26 protein-coding genes and 1 riboswitch are annotated in these 22488 nt (G+C 65.7%); of the genes, 16 read left to right on the plus strand and 10 right to left on the minus strand.

Annotated elements, in window-relative coordinates:
• Positions 1 to 21: 21 nt before the first annotated feature.
• On the minus strand, positions 22 to 894 hold the full coding sequence (locus tag P0Y59_22780; protein ID WEJ99696.1) for an ABC transporter substrate-binding protein: 873 nt from the start codon (positions 892 to 894) through the stop codon (positions 22 to 24).
• A gap of 181 nt (positions 895 to 1075) precedes the next feature.
• Between P0Y59_22780 and P0Y59_22785 the strand changes: the two genes are divergently transcribed.
• The 8 genes from P0Y59_22785 (at position 1076) to cobS (ending at position 8391) form a co-directional block, all read left to right on the plus strand.
• Positions 1076 to 2038, plus strand: coding sequence for an iron ABC transporter permease (locus P0Y59_22785; protein ID WEK02662.1), 963 nt, complete (start codon positions 1076 to 1078; stop codon positions 2036 to 2038).
• On the plus strand, positions 2032 to 2805 hold the full coding sequence (locus P0Y59_22790) for an ABC transporter ATP-binding protein (GenBank protein WEJ99697.1): 774 nt from the start codon (positions 2032 to 2034) through the stop codon (positions 2803 to 2805). Before P0Y59_22785 ends, P0Y59_22790 begins: the two co-directional genes overlap by 7 nt.
• Positions 2806 to 2826: 21 nt before the next feature.
• Positions 2827 to 3019, plus strand: a riboswitch (cobalamin riboswitch).
• 130 nt (positions 3020 to 3149) lie between these two features.
• Complete coding sequence (locus tag P0Y59_22795; GenBank protein WEJ99698.1) at positions 3150 to 5090, plus strand: TonB-dependent receptor; 1941 nt, start codon at positions 3150 to 3152, stop codon at positions 5088 to 5090.
• 25 nt (positions 5091 to 5115) lie between these two features.
• Positions 5116 to 5664: a hypothetical protein gene (locus P0Y59_22800; protein ID WEJ99699.1), complete on the plus strand. Its 549-nt coding sequence runs from the start codon at positions 5116 to 5118 to the stop codon at positions 5662 to 5664.
• 16 nt (positions 5665 to 5680) lie between these two features.
• Entirely contained in the window at positions 5681 to 6088 is a 408-nt protein-coding gene (locus P0Y59_22805) for a DUF1636 domain-containing protein (protein ID WEJ99700.1), read from the plus strand.
• Positions 6085 to 7098, plus strand: coding sequence for a nicotinate-nucleotide--dimethylbenzimidazole phosphoribosyltransferase (gene cobT, locus P0Y59_22810; GenBank protein WEJ99701.1), 1014 nt, complete (start codon positions 6085 to 6087; stop codon positions 7096 to 7098). Before P0Y59_22805 ends, cobT begins: the two co-directional genes overlap by 4 nt.
• Before the next feature lie 23 nt (positions 7099 to 7121).
• A complete protein-coding gene (locus P0Y59_22815; GenBank protein WEK02663.1) occupies positions 7122 to 7664 on the plus strand; it encodes a histidine phosphatase family protein in 543 nt (180 codons plus the stop codon).
• A gap of 13 nt (positions 7665 to 7677) precedes the next feature.
• The gene (gene cobS, locus P0Y59_22820) at positions 7678 to 8391 is read left to right on the plus strand and encodes an adenosylcobinamide-GDP ribazoletransferase (GenBank protein ID WEJ99702.1); all 714 of its coding nucleotides are present in this window, start codon (positions 7678 to 7680) and stop codon (positions 8389 to 8391) included.
• Here the strand turns inward: cobS and P0Y59_22825 are convergent.
• From P0Y59_22825 to P0Y59_22835, 3 genes are read right to left on the minus strand one after another with little or no spacing between them, the layout of a single operon-like run.
• A complete protein-coding gene (locus tag P0Y59_22825; protein WEJ99703.1) occupies positions 8359 to 9831 on the minus strand; it encodes a cobyric acid synthase in 1473 nt (490 codons plus the stop codon). The two genes, cobS and P0Y59_22825, sit on opposite strands and share 33 nt — an antisense overlap.
• Complete coding sequence (gene cbiB / locus P0Y59_22830) at positions 9819 to 10757, minus strand: adenosylcobinamide-phosphate synthase CbiB (GenBank protein ID WEJ99704.1); 939 nt, start codon at positions 10755 to 10757, stop codon at positions 9819 to 9821. The genes P0Y59_22825 and cbiB overlap by 13 nt, the downstream gene beginning before the upstream one ends.
• Positions 10750 to 11742, minus strand: a complete 993-nt coding sequence (locus P0Y59_22835) for a pyridoxal phosphate-dependent class II aminotransferase (protein ID WEJ99705.1) — start codon at positions 11740 to 11742, stop codon at positions 10750 to 10752. Before P0Y59_22835 ends, cbiB begins: the two co-directional genes overlap by 8 nt.
• 87 nt (positions 11743 to 11829) lie before the next feature.
• On the opposite strand from P0Y59_22835, the gene cobU reads away from it, so the two are divergent.
• Together cobU and P0Y59_22845 are read left to right on the plus strand one after the other, a co-directional pair.
• The gene (gene cobU, locus P0Y59_22840) at positions 11830 to 12348 is read left to right on the plus strand and encodes a bifunctional adenosylcobinamide kinase/adenosylcobinamide-phosphate guanylyltransferase (GenBank protein WEJ99706.1); all 519 of its coding nucleotides are present in this window, start codon (positions 11830 to 11832) and stop codon (positions 12346 to 12348) included.
• Positions 12349 to 12450: 102 nt separating this feature from the next.
• The gene (locus P0Y59_22845) at positions 12451 to 12894 is read left to right on the plus strand and encodes a PilZ domain-containing protein (GenBank protein WEJ99707.1); all 444 of its coding nucleotides are present in this window, start codon (positions 12451 to 12453) and stop codon (positions 12892 to 12894) included.
• 6 nt (positions 12895 to 12900) lie between these two features.
• Here the strand turns inward: P0Y59_22845 and P0Y59_22850 are convergent, their stop codons facing one another.
• Positions 12901 to 13500 carry an aspartyl/asparaginyl beta-hydroxylase domain-containing protein gene (locus P0Y59_22850; GenBank protein WEJ99708.1) on the minus strand — a complete coding sequence of 200 codons (600 nt, stop codon included), beginning with the start codon at positions 13498 to 13500 and terminating at the stop codon, positions 12901 to 12903.
• 95 nt (positions 13501 to 13595) lie between these two features.
• Between P0Y59_22850 and P0Y59_22855 the strand changes: the two genes are divergently transcribed.
• The 6 genes from P0Y59_22855 (at position 13596) to P0Y59_22880 (ending at position 19513) form a co-directional block, all read left to right on the plus strand.
• Positions 13596 to 14807 carry a hypothetical protein gene (locus P0Y59_22855; GenBank protein ID WEJ99709.1) on the plus strand — a complete coding sequence of 404 codons (1212 nt, stop codon included), beginning with the start codon at positions 13596 to 13598 and terminating at the stop codon, positions 14805 to 14807.
• A complete protein-coding gene (locus P0Y59_22860) occupies positions 14804 to 16717 on the plus strand; it encodes an asparagine synthase-related protein (GenBank protein ID WEJ99710.1) in 1914 nt (637 codons plus the stop codon). The genes P0Y59_22855 and P0Y59_22860 overlap by 4 nt, the downstream gene beginning before the upstream one ends.
• Before the next feature lie 549 nt (positions 16718 to 17266).
• Positions 17267 to 17797: a tail fiber protein gene (locus tag P0Y59_22865; protein ID WEJ99711.1), complete on the plus strand. Its 531-nt coding sequence runs from the start codon at positions 17267 to 17269 to the stop codon at positions 17795 to 17797.
• A 36-nt stretch (positions 17798 to 17833) separates the two neighbouring features.
• Complete coding sequence (locus P0Y59_22870) at positions 17834 to 18385, plus strand: tail fiber protein (protein WEJ99712.1); 552 nt, start codon at positions 17834 to 17836, stop codon at positions 18383 to 18385.
• A gap of 15 nt (positions 18386 to 18400) precedes the next feature.
• The gene (locus tag P0Y59_22875; GenBank protein WEJ99713.1) at positions 18401 to 18940 is read left to right on the plus strand and encodes a tail fiber protein; all 540 of its coding nucleotides are present in this window, start codon (positions 18401 to 18403) and stop codon (positions 18938 to 18940) included.
• A 36-nt stretch (positions 18941 to 18976) separates the two neighbouring features.
• Positions 18977 to 19513, plus strand: a complete 537-nt coding sequence (locus tag P0Y59_22880; protein ID WEJ99714.1) for a GNAT family N-acetyltransferase — start codon at positions 18977 to 18979, stop codon at positions 19511 to 19513.
• Here the strand turns inward: P0Y59_22880 and P0Y59_22885 are convergent.
• The 5 genes from P0Y59_22885 to P0Y59_22905 form a co-directional block, all read right to left on the minus strand.
• The gene (locus P0Y59_22885) at positions 19506 to 19805 is read right to left on the minus strand and encodes a hypothetical protein (GenBank protein ID WEJ99715.1); all 300 of its coding nucleotides are present in this window, start codon (positions 19803 to 19805) and stop codon (positions 19506 to 19508) included. The two genes, P0Y59_22880 and P0Y59_22885, sit on opposite strands and share 8 nt — an antisense overlap.
• A 146-nt stretch (positions 19806 to 19951) precedes the next feature.
• Entirely contained in the window at positions 19952 to 20380 is a 429-nt protein-coding gene (locus tag P0Y59_22890) for a lasso peptide biosynthesis B2 protein (GenBank protein WEJ99716.1), read from the minus strand.
• A gap of 19 nt (positions 20381 to 20399) precedes the next feature.
• Positions 20400 to 20657, minus strand: a complete 258-nt coding sequence (locus tag P0Y59_22895; protein WEJ99717.1) for a PqqD family protein — start codon at positions 20655 to 20657, stop codon at positions 20400 to 20402.
• Positions 20654 to 21562, minus strand: coding sequence for a sulfotransferase domain-containing protein (locus P0Y59_22900; protein ID WEJ99718.1), 909 nt, complete (start codon positions 21560 to 21562; stop codon positions 20654 to 20656). Before P0Y59_22900 ends, P0Y59_22895 begins: the two co-directional genes overlap by 4 nt.
• Positions 21559 to 22488 carry a hypothetical protein gene (locus P0Y59_22905; GenBank protein WEJ99719.1) on the minus strand — a complete coding sequence of 310 codons (930 nt, stop codon included), beginning with the start codon at positions 22486 to 22488 and terminating at the stop codon, positions 21559 to 21561. The genes P0Y59_22900 and P0Y59_22905 overlap by 4 nt, the downstream gene beginning before the upstream one ends.

Below are 22488 nucleotides of genomic sequence, written 5' to 3' on the forward strand. Positions count from 1 at the left end.
GGGCTCGGTCGCCGCCCGATCTCAGTGTGCCGCGATCCCCGCCCGTTCGGTCTTGTCGGCGTTGCGCAGCCGAGCCGCCAGTAGTTCAAGCGCGGCCGGATAGCTTGGGCCACCACAGACGGTCAGCGCTTGCGGAATATAGAGGCGATGCGCCGGTGCGATCGTCCGTTCGAGCAAGGGATGGTGGAGCATCTCGGTGCCCCGGTCGGTGACCTGCGCCGTCGCGCTTTCGAGGACCAGGAAATCGGGATGGGCGATCGCCATCTGCTCGATCGACAGCCGCGACAGCGGCGGCAGGTCGAGCCGGCGCGCCAGGTTGACCAGCCCGAGCCGGGTCATCATGTCGTCCACCAGGGTCCCGGTCCCGGTGAGGAAGCCCTGCCGCTGGTAATAGGCGGCGACCCGGCCCTTGCCGGGGGCGGGCCCGATCCCGGCGATCCGCGCACGGATCGACGCGATCAGCGCCCGGCCCCGTTCCGGATGGCCGACCTTGTCCGCCATCAGGGTGATCGTTTCCTCGATGCCCGCGAGGTCGTCCTTCCTCGGCAGGTCGACCATCGGCACGCCCCGCGCCTTGAGCGAGACAAGCGCCTCGCGCTGCCGGAACGGTGCGCCGACCACCAGGTCTGGCTTGAGCAGCAGGATCCGCTCGGCGCTGCGCGAGGCGGTGGGGAAGGACCGGGCTCGGTCGGCGTAATAGGACAGGGCCGGGTCGCGGGCGAATTGCGACAGGCCGGCGATCTGGCCCGGATCAGCGAGGGCGATCAGATATTGGTCGGCGCACAGGTTGAGCGACACGATCCGCTTGGGCGGTTGCCCCGCCGCCGCCGACTGCAGGGCCGGTGTGAACAGCGCGAGGGCAAGTCGGGCAAAGATAGCACGGTTGATACGCAAGGGACGCTTGTCGCTTTCTATTGAAGATCGGCGTGGCTAGGGATGCCCGTAACGCGCCCGGGACACAATCGTGACGGGCCGGACCGATCTTGACGAGGTCTGCCGTGACGACATCCGATGCCGCCCGTTCCGGCGGCCAGCCTTTATGCGTTTAGCCGGGGCGAGAACCCCGCTCGTGGCGATGTTGCTGCTGGCGGCGATCCTCGCGGGAATCGCGTCGCTGTCGGTCGGGCCTGCCCGGATCGGTGCCGGCGCGATGGCCGATGCGGTGCTTGGCCGGGGCGATCCGCTGATCCGCGACATCCTGTTCCAGCTTCGGCTGCCGCGTGTGGTGCTTGGCCTCGCCGTCGGGGGGATGCTCGGGCTCGCGGGCGCCGCGCTGCAGGGATATCTGCGCAATCCGCTTGCCGAACCTTCGGTGCTTGGTGCTTCGAACGGCGCTGCGCTCGGCGCGGTCATCGCCCTGTATTTCGGGCTGGCCGAACTGAATCCGGCGATGCTGCCGGTTCTGGCGATCCTGGGCGCGCTTGCCGCGCTCGGCCTGTTGTTCCTGCTGGCCGGCCGAGCCGAAAGCCCTTTGACGCTGATCCTCGCCGGCATCGCCGTCGCGACGCTGGCCGGGGCCGGGATCAGCCTCGCGCTCAATCTCTCCGCCAATCCCTTCGCCGCGACCGAGATCGCGACCTGGCTGCTCGGCTCGCTTGAGGATCGCTCGTTCCGCCATGTCTGGCTCGCGCTTCCCTGTATCGTCACCGGCATGGTCCTGCTTGCCTGGGATGGGCGGGCGCTCGACGCTCTGACCTTGGGAGAAGATGGAGCGACCGCACTCGGCGTCGACCTGAAGCGGACGAGGCTGCGCCTGCTGATCGGGGTCGCGATCGGCGTTGGCGGCGCCGTCGCCGTGTCCGGCGCGATCGGCTTTGTCGGGCTCATCGTGCCGCATCTCGTCCGGCCTTTCACTGATCGCAGCCCGTCGGCGATCCTCCTGCCGTCGGCACTGGCAGGCGCTGCGTTGCTGACGCTGGCTGATGTCGCGGTCAGGCTGCTGCCGACCAGCACTGAATTGCGCCTCGGCGTCGTGACGGCATTCCTCGGCGTACCGGTGTTCATCGTGCATCTGCTGCGGGAGCGCCGGATATGGTGACGATCACCGCACGCACTCTCTCGGCACGCCTTGGCGGGCAGACCGTGGTCGACGATGTATCGACCAGCCTCGCCGGTGGCGCGCTGGTCGGCATCGTCGGGCCCAACGGTGCCGGAAAGTCCAGCCTGGTCAGGGCGCTTCTCGGCCTGATCCCGTCGACCGGGACGATCGAGCTTGACGATGTTCCGCTCCCGTCGATTCGGCGCGCCGATGTCGCCCGCCGCATCGCCTACCTCCCCCAGGGGCAGACGCTTCACTGGCCGCTGACGGTCGAGCGATTGGTGGCGCTCGGCCGGCTGCCGCATCTCGCGCCCTTCTCGACACTGTCAGCGGCCGATCGCGATTCGGTGGATCGCGCCATGGCGACGGCCGATGTCGCGCAGCTTGCCGGCAGGACCGCGACCGAGCTTTCAGGCGGTGAGCGGGCCCGCGTGCTGCTGGCCCGCGCGCTGGCGGTGGAGGCACCGGTGCTGGTCGTCGACGAACCGCTGGCGTCGCTCGATCCAGCCCATCAGCTCGAGGTCATGGAACTGCTCCGGGCGCGGGCTCGGCGCGGCACGCTGGTCCTTGCCGTGCTGCATGATCTCGGCATGGCGATGCGCTATTGCGACCGCCTCCTGCTGCTCGATCGCGGGCGGCTCGTCGCCGATGACGTGCCCGCCGGGGTGCTGACGCCCGCGCGGTTGCAACAGGTCTATCGCATCCAGGCCTGGTTCGGCTCGGCGGGTGACACCCCACTCGTCGTTCCGCTGCAATGCAGCGATTGACCTGCGGGCCGGGGCGGGCGTATCGCTCCGCTCGCGACAGGTTCCCCGGAGACGGGGATGAAAACGGGAACGGGGTTCAAGACCCCGGCTGCCCCTGCAACTGTGAGCGGCGAGCCATCGACCACACGCCATTGGGACATTCCGTCCTGAGAAGGCGGTCCGAACCGGCATTGACCCGCAAGCCAGGAGACCTGCCCGTCGCGGTCGTCTTTCGTCCGGCCAGGGTGCGCCGAACGGACGGGGAAATCCCGAGTGACGACATAGCCGACCCGCGTTCGCGGGATCGAGGGCGCGTGTCCTCGGTTCCCCGGGAATGCGGGTCCCGTATGTCCTGGGAGTCCATCTTGTTCAAAACCGGTTTCTGCCTCAGCCTTCTCGTTGCCGCACCCGCCTTCGCCCAGGAAGCGCCGTCGCCCGATGCCGCCGCCGATCCGAAGGCTGGTGAGGTCATCGTCACCGCCACCCGCACGCCGACCCCGATCGATCAGGTCGCCTCGTCAGTCACCGTGCTCGACAAGGCGGCGATCGACCGGTCGCAGGACATCGCGGTGTCTGACCTGCTGCTGCGCACGCCGGGGGTGAGCTTCTCGCGCAATGGCGGCTACGGGACCGCTACCCAGCTCCGCATCCGCGGCGCCGAGACCGACCAGACCGTCGTGGTCATCGACGGCGTGAAGCTCAACGATCCGTCGTCGGCGGGTGGCGGCTATAATTTCGCGAACCTGCTGGTCGGCGATGCAAGCCGAATCGAGATCCTGCGCGGGCCGCAGTCGATCCTGTGGGGCAGCCAGGCGATCGGCGGCGTGGTCAACATCGTCACGCCGCTGCCGGAGAAGCCGCTCGAGGGCAGCTTCGACGTGGAGGCCGGATCGCGCAAGACGGTCAGCGCGCGGGCGGGCATCGGTGGCAAGACGGGGCCGCTTGCCTGGCGCGTGGGCGGCCAGGCCTTCAGTACTGACGGCATCTCGGTGATCGCGCCGGCGTTCGGCGGCGTCGAGCGCGACGGCTATACCAACCGCAGCGTTACCGGTCGCGCCGTGCTCGACCTCGCCCACGGCATCAGCGCCGACGTTCGCGGCTATTATTCGTCGGGCAGGACCGATCTCGATTCGACCAGCGGCGACACGCCGGAATATGGGCTGAACCGGGAATTCGTCGGCTATGCCGGCCTCAATGTCGATCTGTTCGATGGGCGGCTGCGCAACCGTATCGGCTATGGCTATACCGACACCAACCGCGACAATTACGATCCGAGACGGGCGCGCACCCAGACCTTCGATGCGGCGGGCCGCAACCAGCGGATCGAGTATCAGGGCAGCCTCGCCATCGCCAAAGGCTGGGATGCGGTGTTCGGAATCGAGAATGAACGATCGCGCTTCCGCAGTGTTTCGCCGCCGGCCGCGCTGACCACGCCGGTCCCTGCGCCCGCTCGCGGCACTGCCGAGATCACCGGCATCTATGGCCAGCTCAGCGGGCAGATCCTGCCGGGCCTGACGGTCAACGGCGGTATCCGTCACGACGATCACAGCCGCTACGGCGCAAGGACCTTGTTCGCTGGCGGTGCCGCCTGGGCCTTGCCGACCGGCACCGTGCTGCGCGCAAGCTATGGCGAGGGCTTCAAGGCGCCGACTTTGTACCAGCTCTTCTCCGAATATGGGAACCAGGCGCTGAGCCCCGAACAGGCCCATGGCTGGGAAGCCGGCGCCGAGCAGCATCTGCTGGAGGGAGCACTTTCCATCGGGGCGACCTATTTCGAGCGGCGAACGACCAACCAGATCATCTTTTCGAGCTGCAGCGCGACCGCGACCAATCCTCTCTGCTTCGCGCCCGGCACGACCAACCGCCGCGCGGGCTTCTACCAGAACGTCTCCCGGGCCGAGGCCCATGGGATCGAGGCAGCAGCCGCGGTGAAGCTCGGCGGGCTCTCGGTCGACGGCAACTATAGCTGGACCGTGGCTGAGGACAGGTCACCCGGCGCGACCCTGGGCAAATGGCTGCCGCGTCGCCCGCGCAACAGCGCCAATGCTTCGGTCAGCTATACGTTGGCCTCGGGCCCGTCGGCCGGGGTCGCCGTCCGCTGGTCGGGCCAGACCTTCGATAACGCAGCCAACACCACGCGGCTTGCGCCCTACACGCTGGTCGACCTTCGTGCGGAACTGCCCATCTCGAAGGAGGTTCGCCTGTTCGCGCGGGTCGAGAACCTGTTCGACGAGCATTATATGACAGCTTATCGCTACAACACGCTTGGCCGCAGCGTCTATGCAGGGTTCAGGGGGCGGTTCTGATGGCGGCAAGGGGAGGAACATGGGCATGACGCACGATATGCCGGCGCGCGGGGCATCGACCTTGTGGATATTGCTGCTGACCGTGGCGAGCACCGTCACGACGCTGGTGCTTGCCTGTGCCACGCCATTTCCTGCACTCGCGGCGCTGGCGGCGGTCCATATGCACCGTCGCGACGGCGTGCTGCTGATGCTCGCTGCGTGGGCTGTGAGTCAGGGGGTCGGGTTCGGCATGCTCCATTATCCGCATGATGCGACCACCCTCGGCTGGGCTGTCGCGCTCGGCACCGCCGCGGTTGCGTCAGCGCTTGTGGCAAGCAGCATCGCTGGCCGGCTTTCATCGGCTTTCCCCGTCCGGCTCGCTTTTGCCTATGTCGCCGGCTTCGCCGCATTCAAGGCGATTGTTTCCCTGTGGTCGCTCGGGCTTGGCGGCGCGGCGACCGCAATGTCTCCGTCGATCATGGCGAACCAGTTTTTGCGCAATGGCGCGATCCTGATGGGATTGCTCATCCTTTATCGGGCGCTGGTTGCGCTTGGCGTCCCCGCCGCACCCTCTGTCCGAACGGCCGCCGCATGACGGGGGTTCTCACGACATGCTGAAGCCCGCCGATGACGGACCAGCGGTGGTGGCCTGCAATACCTGCCGTCACTCGGTCGAATCCCGCACCGATGATGAGGGTCGGCGCGGCGGGGAGCGCCTCGTGACGGCACTCCGGGCGATGAAGGCCAGCGATCCGGCCTATGCCGGCGTCGCCGTCCAGGAAATGCCGTGCCTGTTCGCCTGCAGCGACTTCTGTACCGTCCATCTTCGGGCGCCCGGCAAGGTCGGCTATGTGCTGGGCCGGTTCGAGCCGGGAGAGGAAGCGGCGCGTGCCATCCTGGATTATGCGGCGCTCTATGCGCGGAGCGAATTCGGGCAGGTGCCGTTCCGGGAATGGCCCCAGGGCGTGAAGGGCCATTTCATCACGCGCACGCCGCCCGCCGGAGCCCTGGTTGAATGACGATGTTCGATTCCGTTCGCGCTTTCGAAGAGGCGCTGGCGACGCTGCCGGGGCCGGATGAATCGGCGCGCGCCGCGGCAGCGGCACGTCAGGGGCAGCTCACCAAGCCTCCCGGATCGCTCGGCCGGCTCGAGGACATCGCCATCTTCCTGGCCGGCTGGCAGGGGGGCGAGCGGCCACGGATCGAACAGGCCCGCGCCGCGGTCTTCGCCGGCAATCACGGCGTCGTCGTGCACGGCGTCAGCGCCTTTCCGGCGGCGGTGACCGCTCAGATGGTCCATAATTTCGAGGCTGGCGGCGCAGCGATCAACGCCTTGTCCGGTGCCGCGGGGCTCGAACTGGTCGTGGTGCCGCTCGATCTCGACCGGCCGACGGATGATTTCACGGTCGGGCCGGCCATGCCCGAGTCTGACTGTCTCGCGGCGCTGAACGCCGGCGCCGCGGTCGTCACCGATGGCCTCGACCTGCTGGTGCTAGGCGAGATGGGGATCGGTAACTCAACCGCCGCCGCGGCGCTCAGCGTCCGAAGCTTCGGCGGCGATCCGGTCGATTGGGTCGGACCCGGCACCGGCGTTGATGCCGCCGGGATCGGGCGCAAGATTGTGGTCGTCGCGGCGGGACTTGCCTGTCATGCCGGTGCGCCGGTCACGCCGTTCGAGACGCTGCGACGGGTCGGCGGGCGCGAGATCGTCGCGATCGCCGGTGCCGTCGTCGCGGCCCGGCACGCGCGGGTGCCGGTCGTGCTTGACGGATTCATCTGCTGCTCGGGTCTCGCCCCGCTTGCTGCCGCATATCCTGGGATCGTAGCGCATTGTATTGCAGGGCATCGTTCGACCGAGCCGGGACATGAGCGGCTGCTCGATCGGCTCGGTCTCGATCCGTTGCTGACTCTCGGCATGCGGCTTGGCGAGGCAAGCGGTGCGGCGGTCGCGACCGGGGTGATCCGGGCTGCGCTCGCCGCGCACGACCGGATGGCCACCTTTGCCGAGGCCGGCGTGTCCGGGGCGTGAGCGAACCCTTTCTTCTTCACCTGATGCGCCACGGCGAACCGGCGCTGACCGGGCGGATGCTGGGCCGCACCGACAGTCCCGCCACCCCGGCGGGCATCGCTGCCTGTGTCGGGCAGGCGGCCGGACTGATGGTTGATCATATCCTGTCGTCGGATCTGAGCCGGGCCGCCGCCTGCGCCGACGCGATTGCCGGTGAAGGCGTCGCGGTGACTGGCGATCCACGCTGGCGCGAGCTGGATTTCGGCGCGTGGGACGGCATGGCGGCGTCTGACATCGATGCAGCGGCGCTTGGGCGCTTCTGGGACGACCCGGATAGCTATCCGCCGCCGGAGGGAGAGCGCTGGTCGGAACTCCAGGCCCGCGTGACCTCGGCCATTGCTGACTTCCCCCGCGGATCGACCCTGGTCGTGACTCATGGCGGCGCGATCCGCGCGGCGCTCGCGATCCTGTGCGGTTTCGCCCTGCCGCAGCTCTGGGCATTCGACCTGCCCTATGCGGCGGTCCTGTCGCTGCGCGTCTGGCCGGGACCGGCGCCATCGGCACAGATCGTCGGACTCTGGACATGAAGTACCGGGAGACATGAAGCGCCTGATCGTCGCGTTCGGCTTCCTGACCCGGCTGCCCATGCCCCAGATAGCGGCGGACGGCGACGACTTCGCGGCGGCGATCCGCTGCTATCCGCTGGCCGGGCTGGTGGTCGGCGGCCTTGTCGCGCTGGCTGGCTGGGCAGGGGGGATGATCGATCCCTGGCTGGGCGCCCTTGCCGCCCTGCTGGTGTGGGTCGCGGTCACGGGCGCGCTCCACCTCGATGGCCTTGCCGATCTCGCTGACGGCTGTGGTGCCGCGCATCGGGATCGCGAGCGGCTGCTCGCCGTCATGGCCGATCCGCATATCGGCAGTTTCGGCGTTGTCGCGATCGTCCTGCAACTGTCGGCCAAGCTCGTCCTGCTCCACGGCGTGACGGGATATGGCTGGGTGGCGGTGGCCTTGATCCCGTTCGCGGCGCGGATCGGGCCACTTGCCTGGGCGCGCTGGCTACCGCCGCTCAAGGCTGGCCTGGGGGCTGCTGTCGCCGGTGCGGTACGGACGAGGGACCTGGTCGGTTGGGGGCTGCTTCTATGCGGCGCGGCTGTCTTCGTGCCTGCGCTCGCCGCGACGCCCTTGCTGATCCTTGGCTGGGGCTGGTGGCTGAAGCGTCGGATCGGTGGCGTGACCGGCGACTGTCACGGTGCCGGCATCGAACTGGTCGAAACCGCTCTCCTAATTGCCCTGGTGATCACCGGCCGTTTTTGACAGCGCGATGATCGCGTCGATGTCGAGATGCCTCTCCAGCGTCGCGGCGATCGCATCGAGCGCGGCATCGATCGAGGCGCGATGGTCCGGCCCGGAACCCTCGACCCCGATCCGCGCAAGCCACGCGCGCCGCTGACGGGCATCGGCGAGCAGGCCATGGACATAGCTGCCCGTTACCAGGCCGTCGGGGGAGGTCGCACCATCGGGGCGTCCATCGTCGAACCGGCCGACCGGCCGGGCCGTATCGGGCCCGGTCGTTTCGCCCATATGCATCTCATAGCCGTCGAACCGCGCGCCAAGCGCGGTGCCGATGACGCGTTCGAGCGTCTTTTGTGGTGACAGGGTGGTCGTGACGTCGAGCAGGCCGAGACCGGGAACGGTCCCGGCCGGTCCTTCGATCCCGTCGGGATCGGCAACGCTCCGGCCCAGCATCTGATAGCCGCCGCACAGGCCCAGCACGGGGCGGCCATGCCGGTGGTGCGCCAGGATGTCGATGTCCCAGCCTTCGGCGCGCAGGAACGCCAGGTCGGGGATTGTCGCCTTGGAGCCGGCCAGGACGATCAGCGCCGCCTCGGCCGGGATCGGCGTGCCCGGTGGCACCATGAGCAGGTCGATATCCGGCTCCAGCCGAAGTGGATCGAGGTCGTCGAAATTGGAGATTCGCGGCGTGATCGGACAGGCGATCATCGTTCGACCGTTGGCATCGGTGCTGCGGCGTTCGAGGATGACGGCATCCTCGCTCGGCAGCCGGACCGCCTCGGCGAGCCATGGTACGACCCCATAGCCGCGCCAGCCCGCACGCTCCTCGATCGCGCGATAGCCGTCGTCGAACAGGCGCGGGTCGCCGCGGAACTTGTTGACGATGAACCCGTGGATCATCGCCGCATCTTCCGGATCGATCACCGCGCGGGTGCCGACCAGGGATGCGATCACGCCGCCCCGGTCGATGTCGCCGATGAGCAGCACCGGGACCCCCGCGGCGCGCGCAAAGCCCATATTGGCGATGTCGCCGTCGCGCAGGTTGATCTCGGCGGGTGACCCCGCGCCTTCGACGACGACGATATCTGCCTCGTCGCGCAGCCGCTGGTAGCTTTCCAGCACTTCGACCAGCAGGCCCTCGCGACCTTCCCGCCACTGCGCCGCGCGCAAGGTACCGCGGACTCGCCCTCGCACGACGAGCTGCGAGGTCCGGTCGCCCTGTGGCTTGAGCAGCACGGGATTCATGTCGACGGTCGGCTCTGCCCGACAGGCAAAAGCCTGGGTCGCCTGGGCCCGCCCGATCTCGCCGCCATCTGGGGTGACAGCGGCGTTGTTCGACATGTTCTGCGACTTGAACGGGCGCACGGTGAGACCGCGATTGGCAAGGGCCCGGCAGAGGCCGGCGACCAGCACTGACTTGCCGACATCGGAGCCGGTACCCTGGAGCATCACAGCGCCCATGCGACACCCCCGGCGATCAGCCACAGCAGGAGGCACGCAATACGGTAGGTGGTGAGCGCACGCTGAAGGTCGCTCGCGGTCGCCTCGCTGCGGCCCGAGCCGATCCAGTCCTTGTCGAGCATCACGCCGTCATAGGCGACCGGACCGGCCAGGCGAAGGTCGAGCGCGCCGGCCATGGCAGCCTCGGGCCAGCCGGCGTTGGGCGATGCATGCTTGCGGGCGTCGCGAAACATTGTCGTCAGGCCGCCACCTCCGGCAAGGCACAGCAGCAGGCCGGCAAGCCGCGCCGGGATCAGATTGGCCAGGTCGTCGGTCCGGGCCGAGGCCCAGCCAAAGGCGCGCCAGCGTTCTTCGCGATGCCCGATCAGGCTGTCGGCGGTGTTGATCGCTTTATAAGCCCATAGCCCCGGCACGCCGAGTACCAGCAACCAGAAGAGTGGCGCGACGACGCCGTCGCAAAAACTCTCGGCGAGGCTTTCGATCGCTGCCCGGGCGATGCCCGCGCCCTCGAGCGCCTCCACATCGCGGCCGACGATCATGGCGACCGCAGCGCGGGCACGCGGCAGGTCGCGCGTCGCGAGCGCGGTCGCCACCGGCGCCACATGATCGTGCAGGCTGCGCTGGGCGAGTCCGGGGAAGGCAAGGACGGCCAGCCCGATCCAGGCGAGATCGCCCATCAAGAACCGCACCAGCGCCGTGGCCGCCAGAGCGATACCGAAAGTGGTGCCGGCGACGATCAGCAGCGTCGTCAGTCCAAGGACGCGCCGGCGTGTCGGGGATGCGGAAGGGGCGTTCCAGCGCCGTTCGCACCAGCCGATGATCCGCGCGAAGCCACCGACCGGATGCCCAATCCGCCGGTACAGCGCATCCGGCCAGCCAATGCCGGCGTCGAGGACAAGCGCCGCAAGGGCCACCGGTTCAGCCATCGCCAAGCGCCCGGTCGAGCCGCTCCAGCACGGTGGCGTCGGCGGGCAGGCCGAAGCGAAGCCAGCGAGGGGCATGATCGAACGGGCGTGTCAGGATGCCGGCGCGGGCGAGCCGGTCGAACACCGCTGCGGCATCGTCAGTCTCCACGAGCCGGAACAGGGGGCAATCGCCCGATGCGGTCAACCCGTGCCTCGCCAGCATCCGGTCGAGATGGAACGCCTCCAGGGTAAGGGCGGTACGGGTCGCCGCGATCCAGTCCCTGTCCCGATACGCCGCCGTGCCGACCGCAAGTGCGGGCGCCGATACCGGCCAGCTTCCCAGCCGTCGCCTGATGGCGGCGAGTTGCACCCTGGGGCCCGCGACGAAGCCGAGCCGCAACCCGGCCAGTCCGAAGAACTTGCCGAACGACCTGAAGATGATGACCGGATCGTCCGGTGTGAGCATGGGGAGCAGGCTTGCCTCGGGCACCGCGTCGGCAAAGGCCTCGTCGACGATGAGCCACCCGCCGCGTTCCCGAAGCGCGTGCGCGATTGCCAGAAGCGTCGCCGGGGCGATGACACGCCCGTCTGGATTGTTCGGGTTGGCGAGGATGATGGTGCCGCCGCGCGCAGCCTCGGCATCGAGCATGTCGATCGTGATGGGTCCTGATCCGGGAAGCATCTCGGCGTGAGTGCGATAGCTCGGGGTGAGGTGCCGATAAGGTCGTGGCAGGTCTAGATCGCCCACGACGCGCAACCCCACTTCGGTGCCGGGCAGCGCCGCTATCTCGCCCGTCCGGCAATCGAACATCGCTGCCGCGGCCCGTTCGAGATCGCCGAGGTCGGATGGCGAGGGCAGCGCGGCGAGGTCGACGTTCGCCAGGTCGATTCCGGACCAGGGACGCGGGTTGATGCCGGTCGAAAGGTCGACCCACGGCGCGGGCGCGTCGCGATACGCTGCCCTTGCCGAGTCGATCCGTCCGCCATGTTCTGTCCACGCTTTCAATCCGGATCCCTTTTTCCTTGCGCTTCGGGGCCTGCCTTCGCCAATCCGGGCCGGCGCGACAAGAGCTCGTGCATGGGAGAGTGGTTCGTGCAAGCTTTTGGCCGGAGTCTGTTCGTGCTCGGCGGTGCCCGCTCGGGCAAGAGTCGTCACGCTCAGGCGGCAGCCGAATCGCTAGGGGGTGATCTCGTCTTCATCGCGACGGCCCAAGCGTTCGACGCTGAAATGACCGCGAAGATCGCGCGTCACCGCGCTGACCGGGGGCCACGCTGGCGCACGGTCGAGGCGTCGATCGATCTCGCCGGGGCGATTGAAGCCGCAGGAGTTGCCGGGACGGTGTTGCTGGTCGACTGCCTGACTCTCTGGGCCTCGAACCTGCTCCTTGCCGGGGAGGACGGGCAATCCCGCACCGATGCCTTGCTGTCGGCGATCGCATTGAGCCCGGCGCGCATCATCCTCGTCTCGAACGAAGTCGGCCTGGGTATCGTGCCCGACAATGCGTTGGCGCGGCGGTTCCGCGACCTGGCCGGCGAGATCAACCAGCGCGTCGCGGCGGCGGTCGACACCGTGGATCTGGCGGTCGCCGGGCTTACCCTGCGATTGAAATAAACGGCATTCGGGTGCCGGAAATGCCCGTTGAAGGAGGTGCTACTAAGCTTTTGGTAATCTAATCCACCGACTCTCGGCGCCTGCCCTGGTGTCGGAGTGAAGATGGCCCTGATTGCGCGCGTTTACCGTTCCGATCCTGAAGAACGACGCGGTGCCCCACGGTATCCGGTGCTGGTCGATGCGACGTTGCGTGCGTCCGACGACGGCTTGCCCCTCGACGTCCTGATCTACGATCTGTCGATGACGGGTTTCCGCATGGAGACGTCCGACGCGCTGGATGCCGAAGCGATGATCTGGATCGGTATCGCGGGCACGCGGGTCAATGCCGCCGTCGTCGCGCGGCGGGGCCCCAATGGCTATGGCTGCGAGTTCGTGACCCCGATCACTTTCTATCAGCTCAGCGAGGCGCTCAACCCGGCACCGGTCGTCGTTCCGCTCATACGCCCTGAAGGGACGGTGGTTCGGCCGAAATGGGGCAGGGTGCTGCTCGCCTCCCTCACCATCGGTGCCTTCATCCTGTGCGTCGTCTCGCTCTGGCCGGTCTGAACCCGCTCAGGTCCCCGCGGCGAGCTGTTCCGCCAGCCAGTCGTTGGCGGTGCAGTCGACCACCAGATGGACCCGGTCGGTAGTGCCGCGATTGGCCACGCTGTGCGGGTCCGACAGGCGCAGATACCAGGCGCTGCCCGGATCCATCGCCACGGGTTCGCGGTTGACCATGAACTCGACCTGCGGGTTCGTCGTGATCGGGATATGAATCCGCGCCGTGCCCCATTCGGCGGCGAGATCGTGATCGAAATGCTCCTTGATGATCGATCCCGGGGTCAGGCGCATCAGCCGCACGGTCTGGAGCGGGCATTGGAACCAGGCCATCGCCCCGCGGATATGGGGGGCATGATCGAGAAGCGGGCTTTCGTCGAATGCCGTGACCGTCGGGTCGGAATAGGCCTGCATGATCGGATGAGTCGCGCCAGCGCTATAGCGTAGCGGCAGCACGCTCCAGTCGCCTTCATAATTCTGCTTCACGAAATGATCGACCCAGGTCGCGCCGGCGATCCTCTCGAGATCGTCGCGCAGGCCGGCGGGGTCGAACGCGACCGGCAGGCGCAGGCGATCAGCGAAGATGAAGGGCGATTGGCGCTGCGTTACGAGCATGATAGGCAAGGTATCCGGCGCGGGCGCGACGCCCGTTTTCCGGTTTAGCCTATCGACCGCGGGGGCGGTTGGAAAGAAATCGTTCGCGGTCCTTCATGACAGACTCAAGCCTTCTTCACGCGGCCGCACCGATCGACCGCTTCCGTGCCTTGGTGATGGCCGACCCTGCGCTGCAGCAACGACTGAGCGTGATTGTCGACCAGGGAGTCTTCGTGGAAGCGCTGCTCTCCGCCGCGGCGGAGGCGGGCATCGCGATGACCGCTGACGAGGCGAATGCGGGACTCACTCCCGATCCGCTCGGTATCTGGCGTTTCAGCGGCGCGCCGGTTACCAGTCGTACCGCGCCGGACGGGGACTGGCTGCCGGTTGCTATCGTGCCCAGTTCCGGCGAACTCGCGGTGGACTGGGCGCATTTCAGCAGGTTGCCTCTGGTCGATTCCTTTTTCGAGGATTCGCTACGCCGTGCGCGCCACCGCCCGCTCAATCGTCTGCTCCGGCCGCGCACGCCATTGTCGACGCTGCTCAATTCGGTCGGCGAGAATCCGCCTGTTCCCGCCGGCTTCGTCTTTCACCAGTCGCGCTGCGGATCGACCCTGGTTTCGCAGATGGCTGCCGCCGATGCGCGGAACGTCGTCGTATCCGAAGCGGTGCCGATCGATACGATCGTTCAGCTTGCGACCGTGCGGACTGATCTGCCGATGGACGAAAGGCTGAGGCTGGTCCGCGCGGTGGTCGGGGCGCTGGGTCGGGACCGGATGGGCGGAGCGGGTCACTATATCGTCAAGCTCGACAGCTGGCATACGCTCGCCCTGCCGCTGTTCCGACAGGCTTTTCCGGAAACGCCCTGGATTTTCCTGTACCGGGACCCGGTCGAGATTCTCGTGTCGCACGCGCGCATGGCCGGGGCGCAGACAGTATTCGGGGCGATGTCCTTCGACCCCTATGGCATCGACGAAAGCATGGCGATGCCGCCGGATCACTATGCGGCCCGTGCGCTCGGGCGGACTGCCGAAGCCGTGATCGAGCATCTCGGCCTGGGCGGCGGCATGCTCGTCAACTATTCGGAGCTGCCGGAAGCGATGGAGACGCGCATTCTCCCGCATTTCGGCATGGCACCGGATGAGGAAGCACTGGCTGCGCTCGCGACAGCGTCGGGTCGCAATGCCAAGGCGCCGAACGAAAAGTTCGTGCACGATAGCGGGGACAAGCAGCAGGAAGCGAAAGACGGTCTTCGCGCCATCGCCGCGCTGTACATGGACGAACCCTATCGCCACCTCGAAGGGCTTCGCCGCGCCGGCGAAAAATGAGCGCGCTCTTCGGCATCCTCCGGTTCGATGACGAACCGGCTTCGTCGCGCGACGTGAATCGCATGGCGAACGTGCTGGCGCATCATGGACCGGACGACCGCCGCACAGTGGTGGAGGGGCCGGTTGCGCTTGGCCATTGCCTGTTGCGGGTGAATCGGGAGGACTGGTTCGAGGCGCAGCCGATCCAGGACGGTGAACTGACATTGGTCGCCGATGCCCGGATCGACAATCGCGAGGCGCTGGCCGCCAAGATCGGCATAGCCGAGGCGACATTGCGCGACATGCCCGACAGCGCTGTCCTTCTCGCTGCCTATCGCCATTGGGGTGACGGCTTCGCCGAGCATCTGCTCGGCGATTTCACCTTCGCGATCTGGAACGCACGGTCGCGCGTTCTGCTGCTCGGCCGCGATCATATGGGGCAGCGCGGGCTGTTTTATCACCATGGCGACACGGCTCTGGTCTTCGCGACTGATGTGCAGGCACTCTGGGCAGTCGAGGGTGTGCCGCGCCGTCTGTCGGAAGATGCGCTGGGGCGCCGCCTGATGATGGCGGTCGATCGAATTCCCGGACAATCATTGTTCGAGGAGATCACGATCCTGCCCAATGCCACGGTGTTGCGGTTCGACGATCGCGGCACGGTGTCGTCGCATCGCTACTGGTCGCCGTGCGCTGGCGTCGAGCATCTCGGCCGGGACGATGCCTATTTCCTGGAGACGTACCGGTCGACGGTGGAAGAAGCCGTCGCCTGTCGGGTCAGGCGGCTGATCAAGCCGCCTGCCCTGTGTTTCAGCGGCGGCTTCGACAGCGGCAGTATCGCTGCGTTGGCCGGACCGATCGTGGCGACGCAGGGGGGCAAGCTCATCGCCATTTCGTCAGTGCTCGCTGAAGGGGAGGCCTTCCCCTTTGCCAACAACGCGCGTGCCGCCGTCGAGGCCTTCAGGCCATACCCGTTCATGGATTTGCACTATTATACGCGTGGAGACGACCACGCCTTCGACGATATCGAGACATCCTTTGCCGCCACCCACAATCCGATCGGGACGCAATATGTGCGCCGGGGGATGTACCGGATCGCGGCGTCGACCGGTGCCCGACTGGTCATGGACGGCCATGGCGGTGATTATACGGTCAACATGCGGTCGAACGGCATGCTCGGCCGGATATTGCTGCGCGGCAACGTCCGACTCTTCGTCCGTGAATTCCGCCTGCGCATGCGCAAGACGCGACATCGTATCCATCATGTCGTACGCCGCGATGTATTGCCCGGGGTGCTCCCGCTCTGGGCGCTATCGGTGTTCTTCAAAGCGCGGCGCGGCTTCAGGCCGTTCTGGTGGAGAAATGGCGTCGCGCCTCGCTTCGCCCGCGCATTGATTTCGCGGGGTGCGGTCGATCCCGCCCGGCTGCATCGGCAATATCAGACGGAAAGCCGTTGGGAGGCGTACCATCAGCAATTGCTGCGGAACACCGCCGCGGGGCCACCCGCGCAGCGCATTCTCGCCAGCGCCCATGGTCTGGAATTCTCGCGCCCCTTCCACGACAAGCGCGTGGTCGAACTGGGTCTGGCGATTCCCGAAAGGCTGCAGTTCCGTGACGGGCTTGAGCGTTACCTCGCGCGCCAAGCCTTTGCCGATCGCCTGCCGGCATCGTTGCTGTCCCATACGCTGGGCAATAGTCTGGAAGATCCCGACAAGTTCAGGATGGGCAAAGCCTCTGCCCAGGGCGCCCTGGTTGCGGCGCGGACGCTCGATCGTGACGGGCGACTATCGTACTATCTCGATTTCGATATGCTGGAGCAAGTCATTGCCGGCGTCGACCAGACCCGTCGCAAAGATCATCTTGATCTGTACAATGCGGTCCTGAAGATCGCAGCGGCACGATTTGTCGCCTGGGTCGATCGCAGCAACGGTTGATTGCCAGAGCGTGACCATCGTGCCTGGAAGGTGACCTCAGGAATTGCCGTGCTGTTGGCCCGAGGTAGTGACGTCCGCATTGTTACTATTGTTGTGGTTTTCACTGTTCCGCATCACGGACACGATAACCTGCGGCGTCGACCAAGCCTTGCGTGTCCGGGAATCCCGAATCTCGCCAGCGCAGCCGTCCGACGTCGCGGCGTTATGGTCAGTGGATGTCATCTCTTGCGGTCCCCCAACGCGGCGCTTTGCGCCAGTCCCCGGATTTGTCGAATAATATGGCAGAACGTCAACGCCCGCGCAACCGGACGTGCCGAGCTTCCTAACCGCGACGGTTCGAAATGCGCAAAGGAATCACAACCGGTTTGGTGCGGATAATTTTTGCGCTGTAGATTCAATATTTTGTTTGCGGCTTGGCCGAGGAAGTCGCACGGTCGATGTCATAGCCTATTGTGTCTTCCACCCACGTGGGTACAGTCTTCACGGTCAACACCTGGGGGGCGGGTGTTTTAGCGGTGGCGCCTCCCGTCCTGAAGTTGAGAGGCTGCCATGACACAACCCTTTGTCGGTGAAATCAGGATTTTTCCGTGGGACTTCAGTATCCGCGGATGGGCGCTTGCCCAGGGCCAGCTTCTGTCGATCCAGCAGAATCAGGCGCTCTTCTCGTTGCTGGGTACCACTTACGGCGGCAATGGCGTCCAGACCTTCGCGCTGCCGGATTTGCGGGGGCGCACACCGCTCGGCCAGGGACAGGCGCCTTTCGGTGGCAGCTATACGATGGGGCAGACGAGCGGAACCGAAACGGTTCAGCTGCTGATCACCCAGATTCCGCAGCATACGCATCAGCTGGTCGGTACCTCCGCGACGGCGACGAAGCGTGGTCCTGCCGGGCACACCATCGCGGCCGATACGTCAACCATCGTCGACTTCTACGCCGCGGCGGTCCAGGCGCAATTGACGCAGCTCTCGCCCAACGCAATCGCGAACCAGGGGGGCAATGCGCCGCACTCCAACATGCAGCCGTATCTGACCATGAATTACAGCATCGCGTTGCAGGGTCGGTTCCCGTCGCGCAACTAGTGAAACGAAAAGCGGCCGATCGGCACGGAGGATAGTATGTCCAACCCATATCTCGGTGAAGTCAGGATATTCGCAGGCAATTTCAACCCGCGCGGTTGGGCATTTTGTCGCGGCCAGCTGCTGGCCATCGCGCAGAATGATGCGCTCTACGTTTTGGTCGGCACCACTTTCGGCGGCGATGGTCAGACGACCTTCGGCCTTCCCGATCTGCAGGGCCGTATCCCGATCGGCCAGGGTCAGGGCCCTGGCCTCTCTCCTTATGTCGTGGGGCAGGCTAGCGGAACCGAGGGTGTCGTCCTCACGATCAACCAGATGCCCGCGCACAGTCATGCGATGTTCGCATCCACGGTGAAAGGCAACCAGCCGACGCCCGTCACGACGTCCGTCCCGGCGTCGCCGGATCAGGGCAATCCGAATACTACGGCGACCTATTATGTTCAGCCCGGTCCTAATCCGCTGACCCCCTCGACGCTTGCGCCGACGACGATCGGCAGTCAGGGCGGCAATCAGCCGCATGATAACATCATGCCGAGCCTTTGTCTCAATTACATCATTGCGCTGCAAGGTGTTTTCCCCAGCCGCAACTAGTATCGGAGATCGATCGTGACCGCACCTTTTGTTGGCGAAGTCAGGGTTTTCGGCTTCAATTTTCCACCGCGCGGCTATTTGTTAGCGAGTGGGCAGCTCATACCTATTTCCCAAAATACAGCGTTGTTCTCGATACTGGGAACCACTTACGGCGGCAACGGCACGAGCAATTTTGCGTTGCCGAACCTGAATGGCACCGCCGGGATGGGAAATGGCAATGGTCCGGGCCTTACCCCGCGCGTCCTCGGCGAGACGGTGGGCGAAACCTCGGTGACGATACTGAATACCGAAATGCCGGCGCACAATCATCTGGTCAACGCAGCGAACGTCGCGGTTGCAACTCCTGCGCAGTTGAACAACACACCCAATAGCACGGCCTTGCTGTCCTTCTGCGGTCCCGGCAATGCCTGGGGAGAGACCTCGACCCCTCCGGTCAACATGTCGCCGCTTGCGATAGGACCTGCTGGCGGCAGTCAGCCGCATAGCAACGTTCAGCCATATCTGACGCTCAACTTCTGTGTCGCAACCCAGGGTATCTTCCCGCCGCGGAACTGAAGCCGCGGCCCTGATGGGGTTCAATTCGTGACGACAATGTTTACGCCGCCGGCATTTCAATTGCCGGCGGCGCTACTTTCTCTGGGCTATACGCTTCGTGCAGAGACCGAGGATGACACCCCGGTAGCGTTCCGGCTTTACGCGTCGACCCGCGAAGAGGAACTGGCGCAAATTCCTGGCTGGAGCGCTGAGCAGAAGCTCGCTTTCGTCAGCCAGCAATTCCAGGCGCAGCGTACGCACTACAGGAATTTCATCCCGAACTGCGAATATCGCCTGATCGAGCGTGACGGCGTGCCGGTCGGCAGGCTCTATCTCGAAGAGCGGGTCACGCAGGTGCACATCACCGATATCGTCCTGCTGCCCGAAGAGCGCGGCAAGGGTGCCGGTACCCTCATCCTCAAGGCGCTGATTGAATTCGCGCATGCTCGCGGCAAGGGCCTGGGCATTTTCGTCGAGAAATTCAATCCGGCACTACATCTCTATCGTCGGCTTGGTTTCGTCGAGATCGACGACGGCGAGGTTTATCTCGAAATGGATTGCCCGGTAGAAGGTGCCCAGCCCGCAATCAGTTGAACGTTGCGTAATATTGGGTGCCGGTGGCGTTCTGCGCGGTCGGTACCAGGAATATCCCGAGTTTTCCCATGGCGTCGTGCTGCAGCGTGAAGAGCTGCTGCGGTATCACGTCCTGATAGGACGACTGAAACAGCAGTCCGAAGGGCGCGCGGCTATCCTCGCCGCCGAATTTCTTCAGTGCGGTGGCTTCGAGCAGATTGAGAAGGATCGGCGTGTCGCCGGCATGGACGACGGTGAAATCGGTCCCGATGTGAGGCTCGAAATCCTCATACGTCAATATCCTGTCGAGCATTCATTCCCCCTTCAAGCGTGGCAATTGATAGCGCCACGGAGCGTGGGAGTGCCCGATCGACGGTGCACAATCAAGATTGCCTCGGATCACCAGCGGGGGTGCAGGCCGGAATATCACCAGATCTGTGCAATCTGGCGAGAGACGGTTCAAACGAAGCAGCCCAGCTCCGCAAGCGTCGGTGCCACCGGGTAGCCCGTCACCTTAACGCCGGCCGCGTCGAGCCAGGCATGGGCATCGATCGGCTTCTGCTCGCCCTTGCCGGCGCCGAAATGCATGATGCTCACGACACCGCGGCGCTTGAGCATGGCATGGGCTGCCATCGCCTGCTGCAGGCACACCGATCGGAATGGCATATGGGGCGCGCTCACCCGCACCGCCCAGCTCACCATCCGCGCCGTCCGTGCCTGCTCCTCGGTCGCGCCGTCAGCATAGGCGAGCACCCTGGGGTCGTTCGGCGGCACCATCACGCCGAAGCTCTTCGCAACCTGACGGAACGGGAAAATGGCAAGCGAGACCCGCGCGACGAACATGCTGATGCATGCCTCGGCGACGAGCAGTTGCCGTCGCGGGCCCATCAGGAGAGCGGTGCGAAGTCTATGAGCGGCTGATTGCGCCATGCTTCTCCATCTCCGCCAGGAAGATATTCACTTCGGTCTCGCAATCCACAGGCGACACGTCGAATTCCCGCTGCAATTCGGCACAGAGTGTGGCGGCATCCCGTGGCGTCTCGATCAGTTCCCAGATGCGTGCACCCACCTCGTTCATGCCGATATATTTGCCGTGCTCGGGGCTCATCATCATGATCTCGTCGCCCACCCGGGCACTGAGCCAGTCTCCGTTGCGCTCGATCAACTCGCAATCCTTTCGTCGGGGGCGATCACCGTGTCATAGCCCAGCCGAGCCATCATCGCTGCATGGTGCCCCTCTATTCGGGCGACCTGCGCGCTGCTGAGTTCGTCGAGCCACGACCCCGATATACCACGTCGAAAAAAGCCGCTACCTCGTTGCTCCGTCACGGCTTCTCGGAAACCTCGTTCGGCTTCCTGTTTTCGCAGTTCGCCGAAATCGGCAAAGCGGGTGGCTTGCACTGCCTCGTCGAGTGTTACCCTGATACCCGCAAAGGCCAGCGCTCGCCGCAACACGCCTGCCGTATCGGCCTGCATGTCTTCATAACGAACGAGATGGATCGGGATATCGGTCTGGTCGAGCCAGCTTGCAATATGGCCGTCCCACCGTGGCATGAGCTGGCGAAGCTGCTTCGGTTGCCGGTCCCGCTGGCCACAGAAATGCGCGTCGGTGTCATTCATGAAATCGATCGACTGATCGATCGACTGCCTGCCATGGTGGGCGAGGCTCGGCGCGATGTCACGGGGGTCCCGCACGATCAGGATCGCGCCGTCGGCGCCCTTGCTGCCGCCCAGCAAAGGCTGGCCGTCGCTGGTGTAGGTCCAGGCATCGTGAGTCTTCACAAAACGTACATCGCCGATGCGCGTCTCGTTTTCTTCTGCCTCGTCACCGGCTTCCCGGGCGATCGCTTCGTAAACGCGGGGCCGCAAGCGGTCGCATTCCTCATGGGTCAACAGGCCCGACGGGAATAGCATGATATCGTCGAAGCGGCCCCGCGCGCTGCAAATGCCCTCCCGTTCGGGCAGGTCGTTGATGTCGGCCGGCTTGTCCTGTCGCAGGTTCGCCACCAGCATCCGGAACCAGGTGTTGCCCGATTTCGGATAGGAGGCGAGCCAGATGATCCGCTTCAAGTCGTGGGTTCCATCAGGCCGAGATCGCGCCAATGCGCTTCCAGCCAGCCAATCACCTCGGGGAAACGCTTGAAGTCGAGCTCGCGGCTCAGGGTGAATATGCCTGCGCGTTGGGCGATCGCGGCGGCAGCGCGGAAATAGAGATCGGCCTGCCCCATGCGTCGCACCATCCCGGGGCGATAGGCATTGTTGCGTATCATCAGCCCGCCATCCACGATGTTGGGCCGCTCGATCCCCGGCGCGTGCGGCGGCCGCGCCTCGCGCAGCACATAGATTGCCGCGAGTGGCAGCGCGGCGGCGGTAGCGGCGCGTGGCTCGACATAATATTTCTGGAGTTCGGGGCGTACTGGCGCTGCACGACGCTCGATCAGCGAGAGCCGGTCGATCGAATTCTGCCACAGCTTCAACTGGCGTCCATCGGGTTCGACCCAGGGCACGCCGTCGGCGTGGATCGACACGCCGCAGAAATCGTCCGTGACGAGGTCGTATCCGGCATCGACCAATGCGGCCGCCAGGGTGGATTTTCCTGCGCCGGAGGGGCCGCAGAACAATATCGCGCTGTCCCGCACGCGCACTGCGCTTGCGTGCAGCACGATTCGCCCGCGCTGGTGGAGGAGGATGCCAAAACCGGTTCCGCTGAGGAAGATCGCCGCCTCTTCGGGGCTGGTGCCTGTTTCGGGCTCGAACAAGATCTCGCGGCCGCCCGTCAGCAGCATACGTATCACGTCGGGGATTTCGAACAGGAACCGATTCGGGGCGATCTGCCAGTTGGGCCCGTCAGTCTCGGCATCGTCGAGCACCCTGGGCACCGCGCCTGCGCGGATCGTGACGTCGGCGCTCTGCGAATCTCCCGCTTCCAGTGCGATCAGGCCCGGCAGGGCGACCTCGCTGGAAACGCTAAGCCCCGAAACCAGATAGGAAAACAA

Source organism: Candidatus Sphingomonas phytovorans, assembly GCA_029202385.1.
GTDB classification, from domain to species: domain Bacteria; phylum Pseudomonadota; class Alphaproteobacteria; order Sphingomonadales; family Sphingomonadaceae; genus Sphingomonas; species Sphingomonas phytovorans.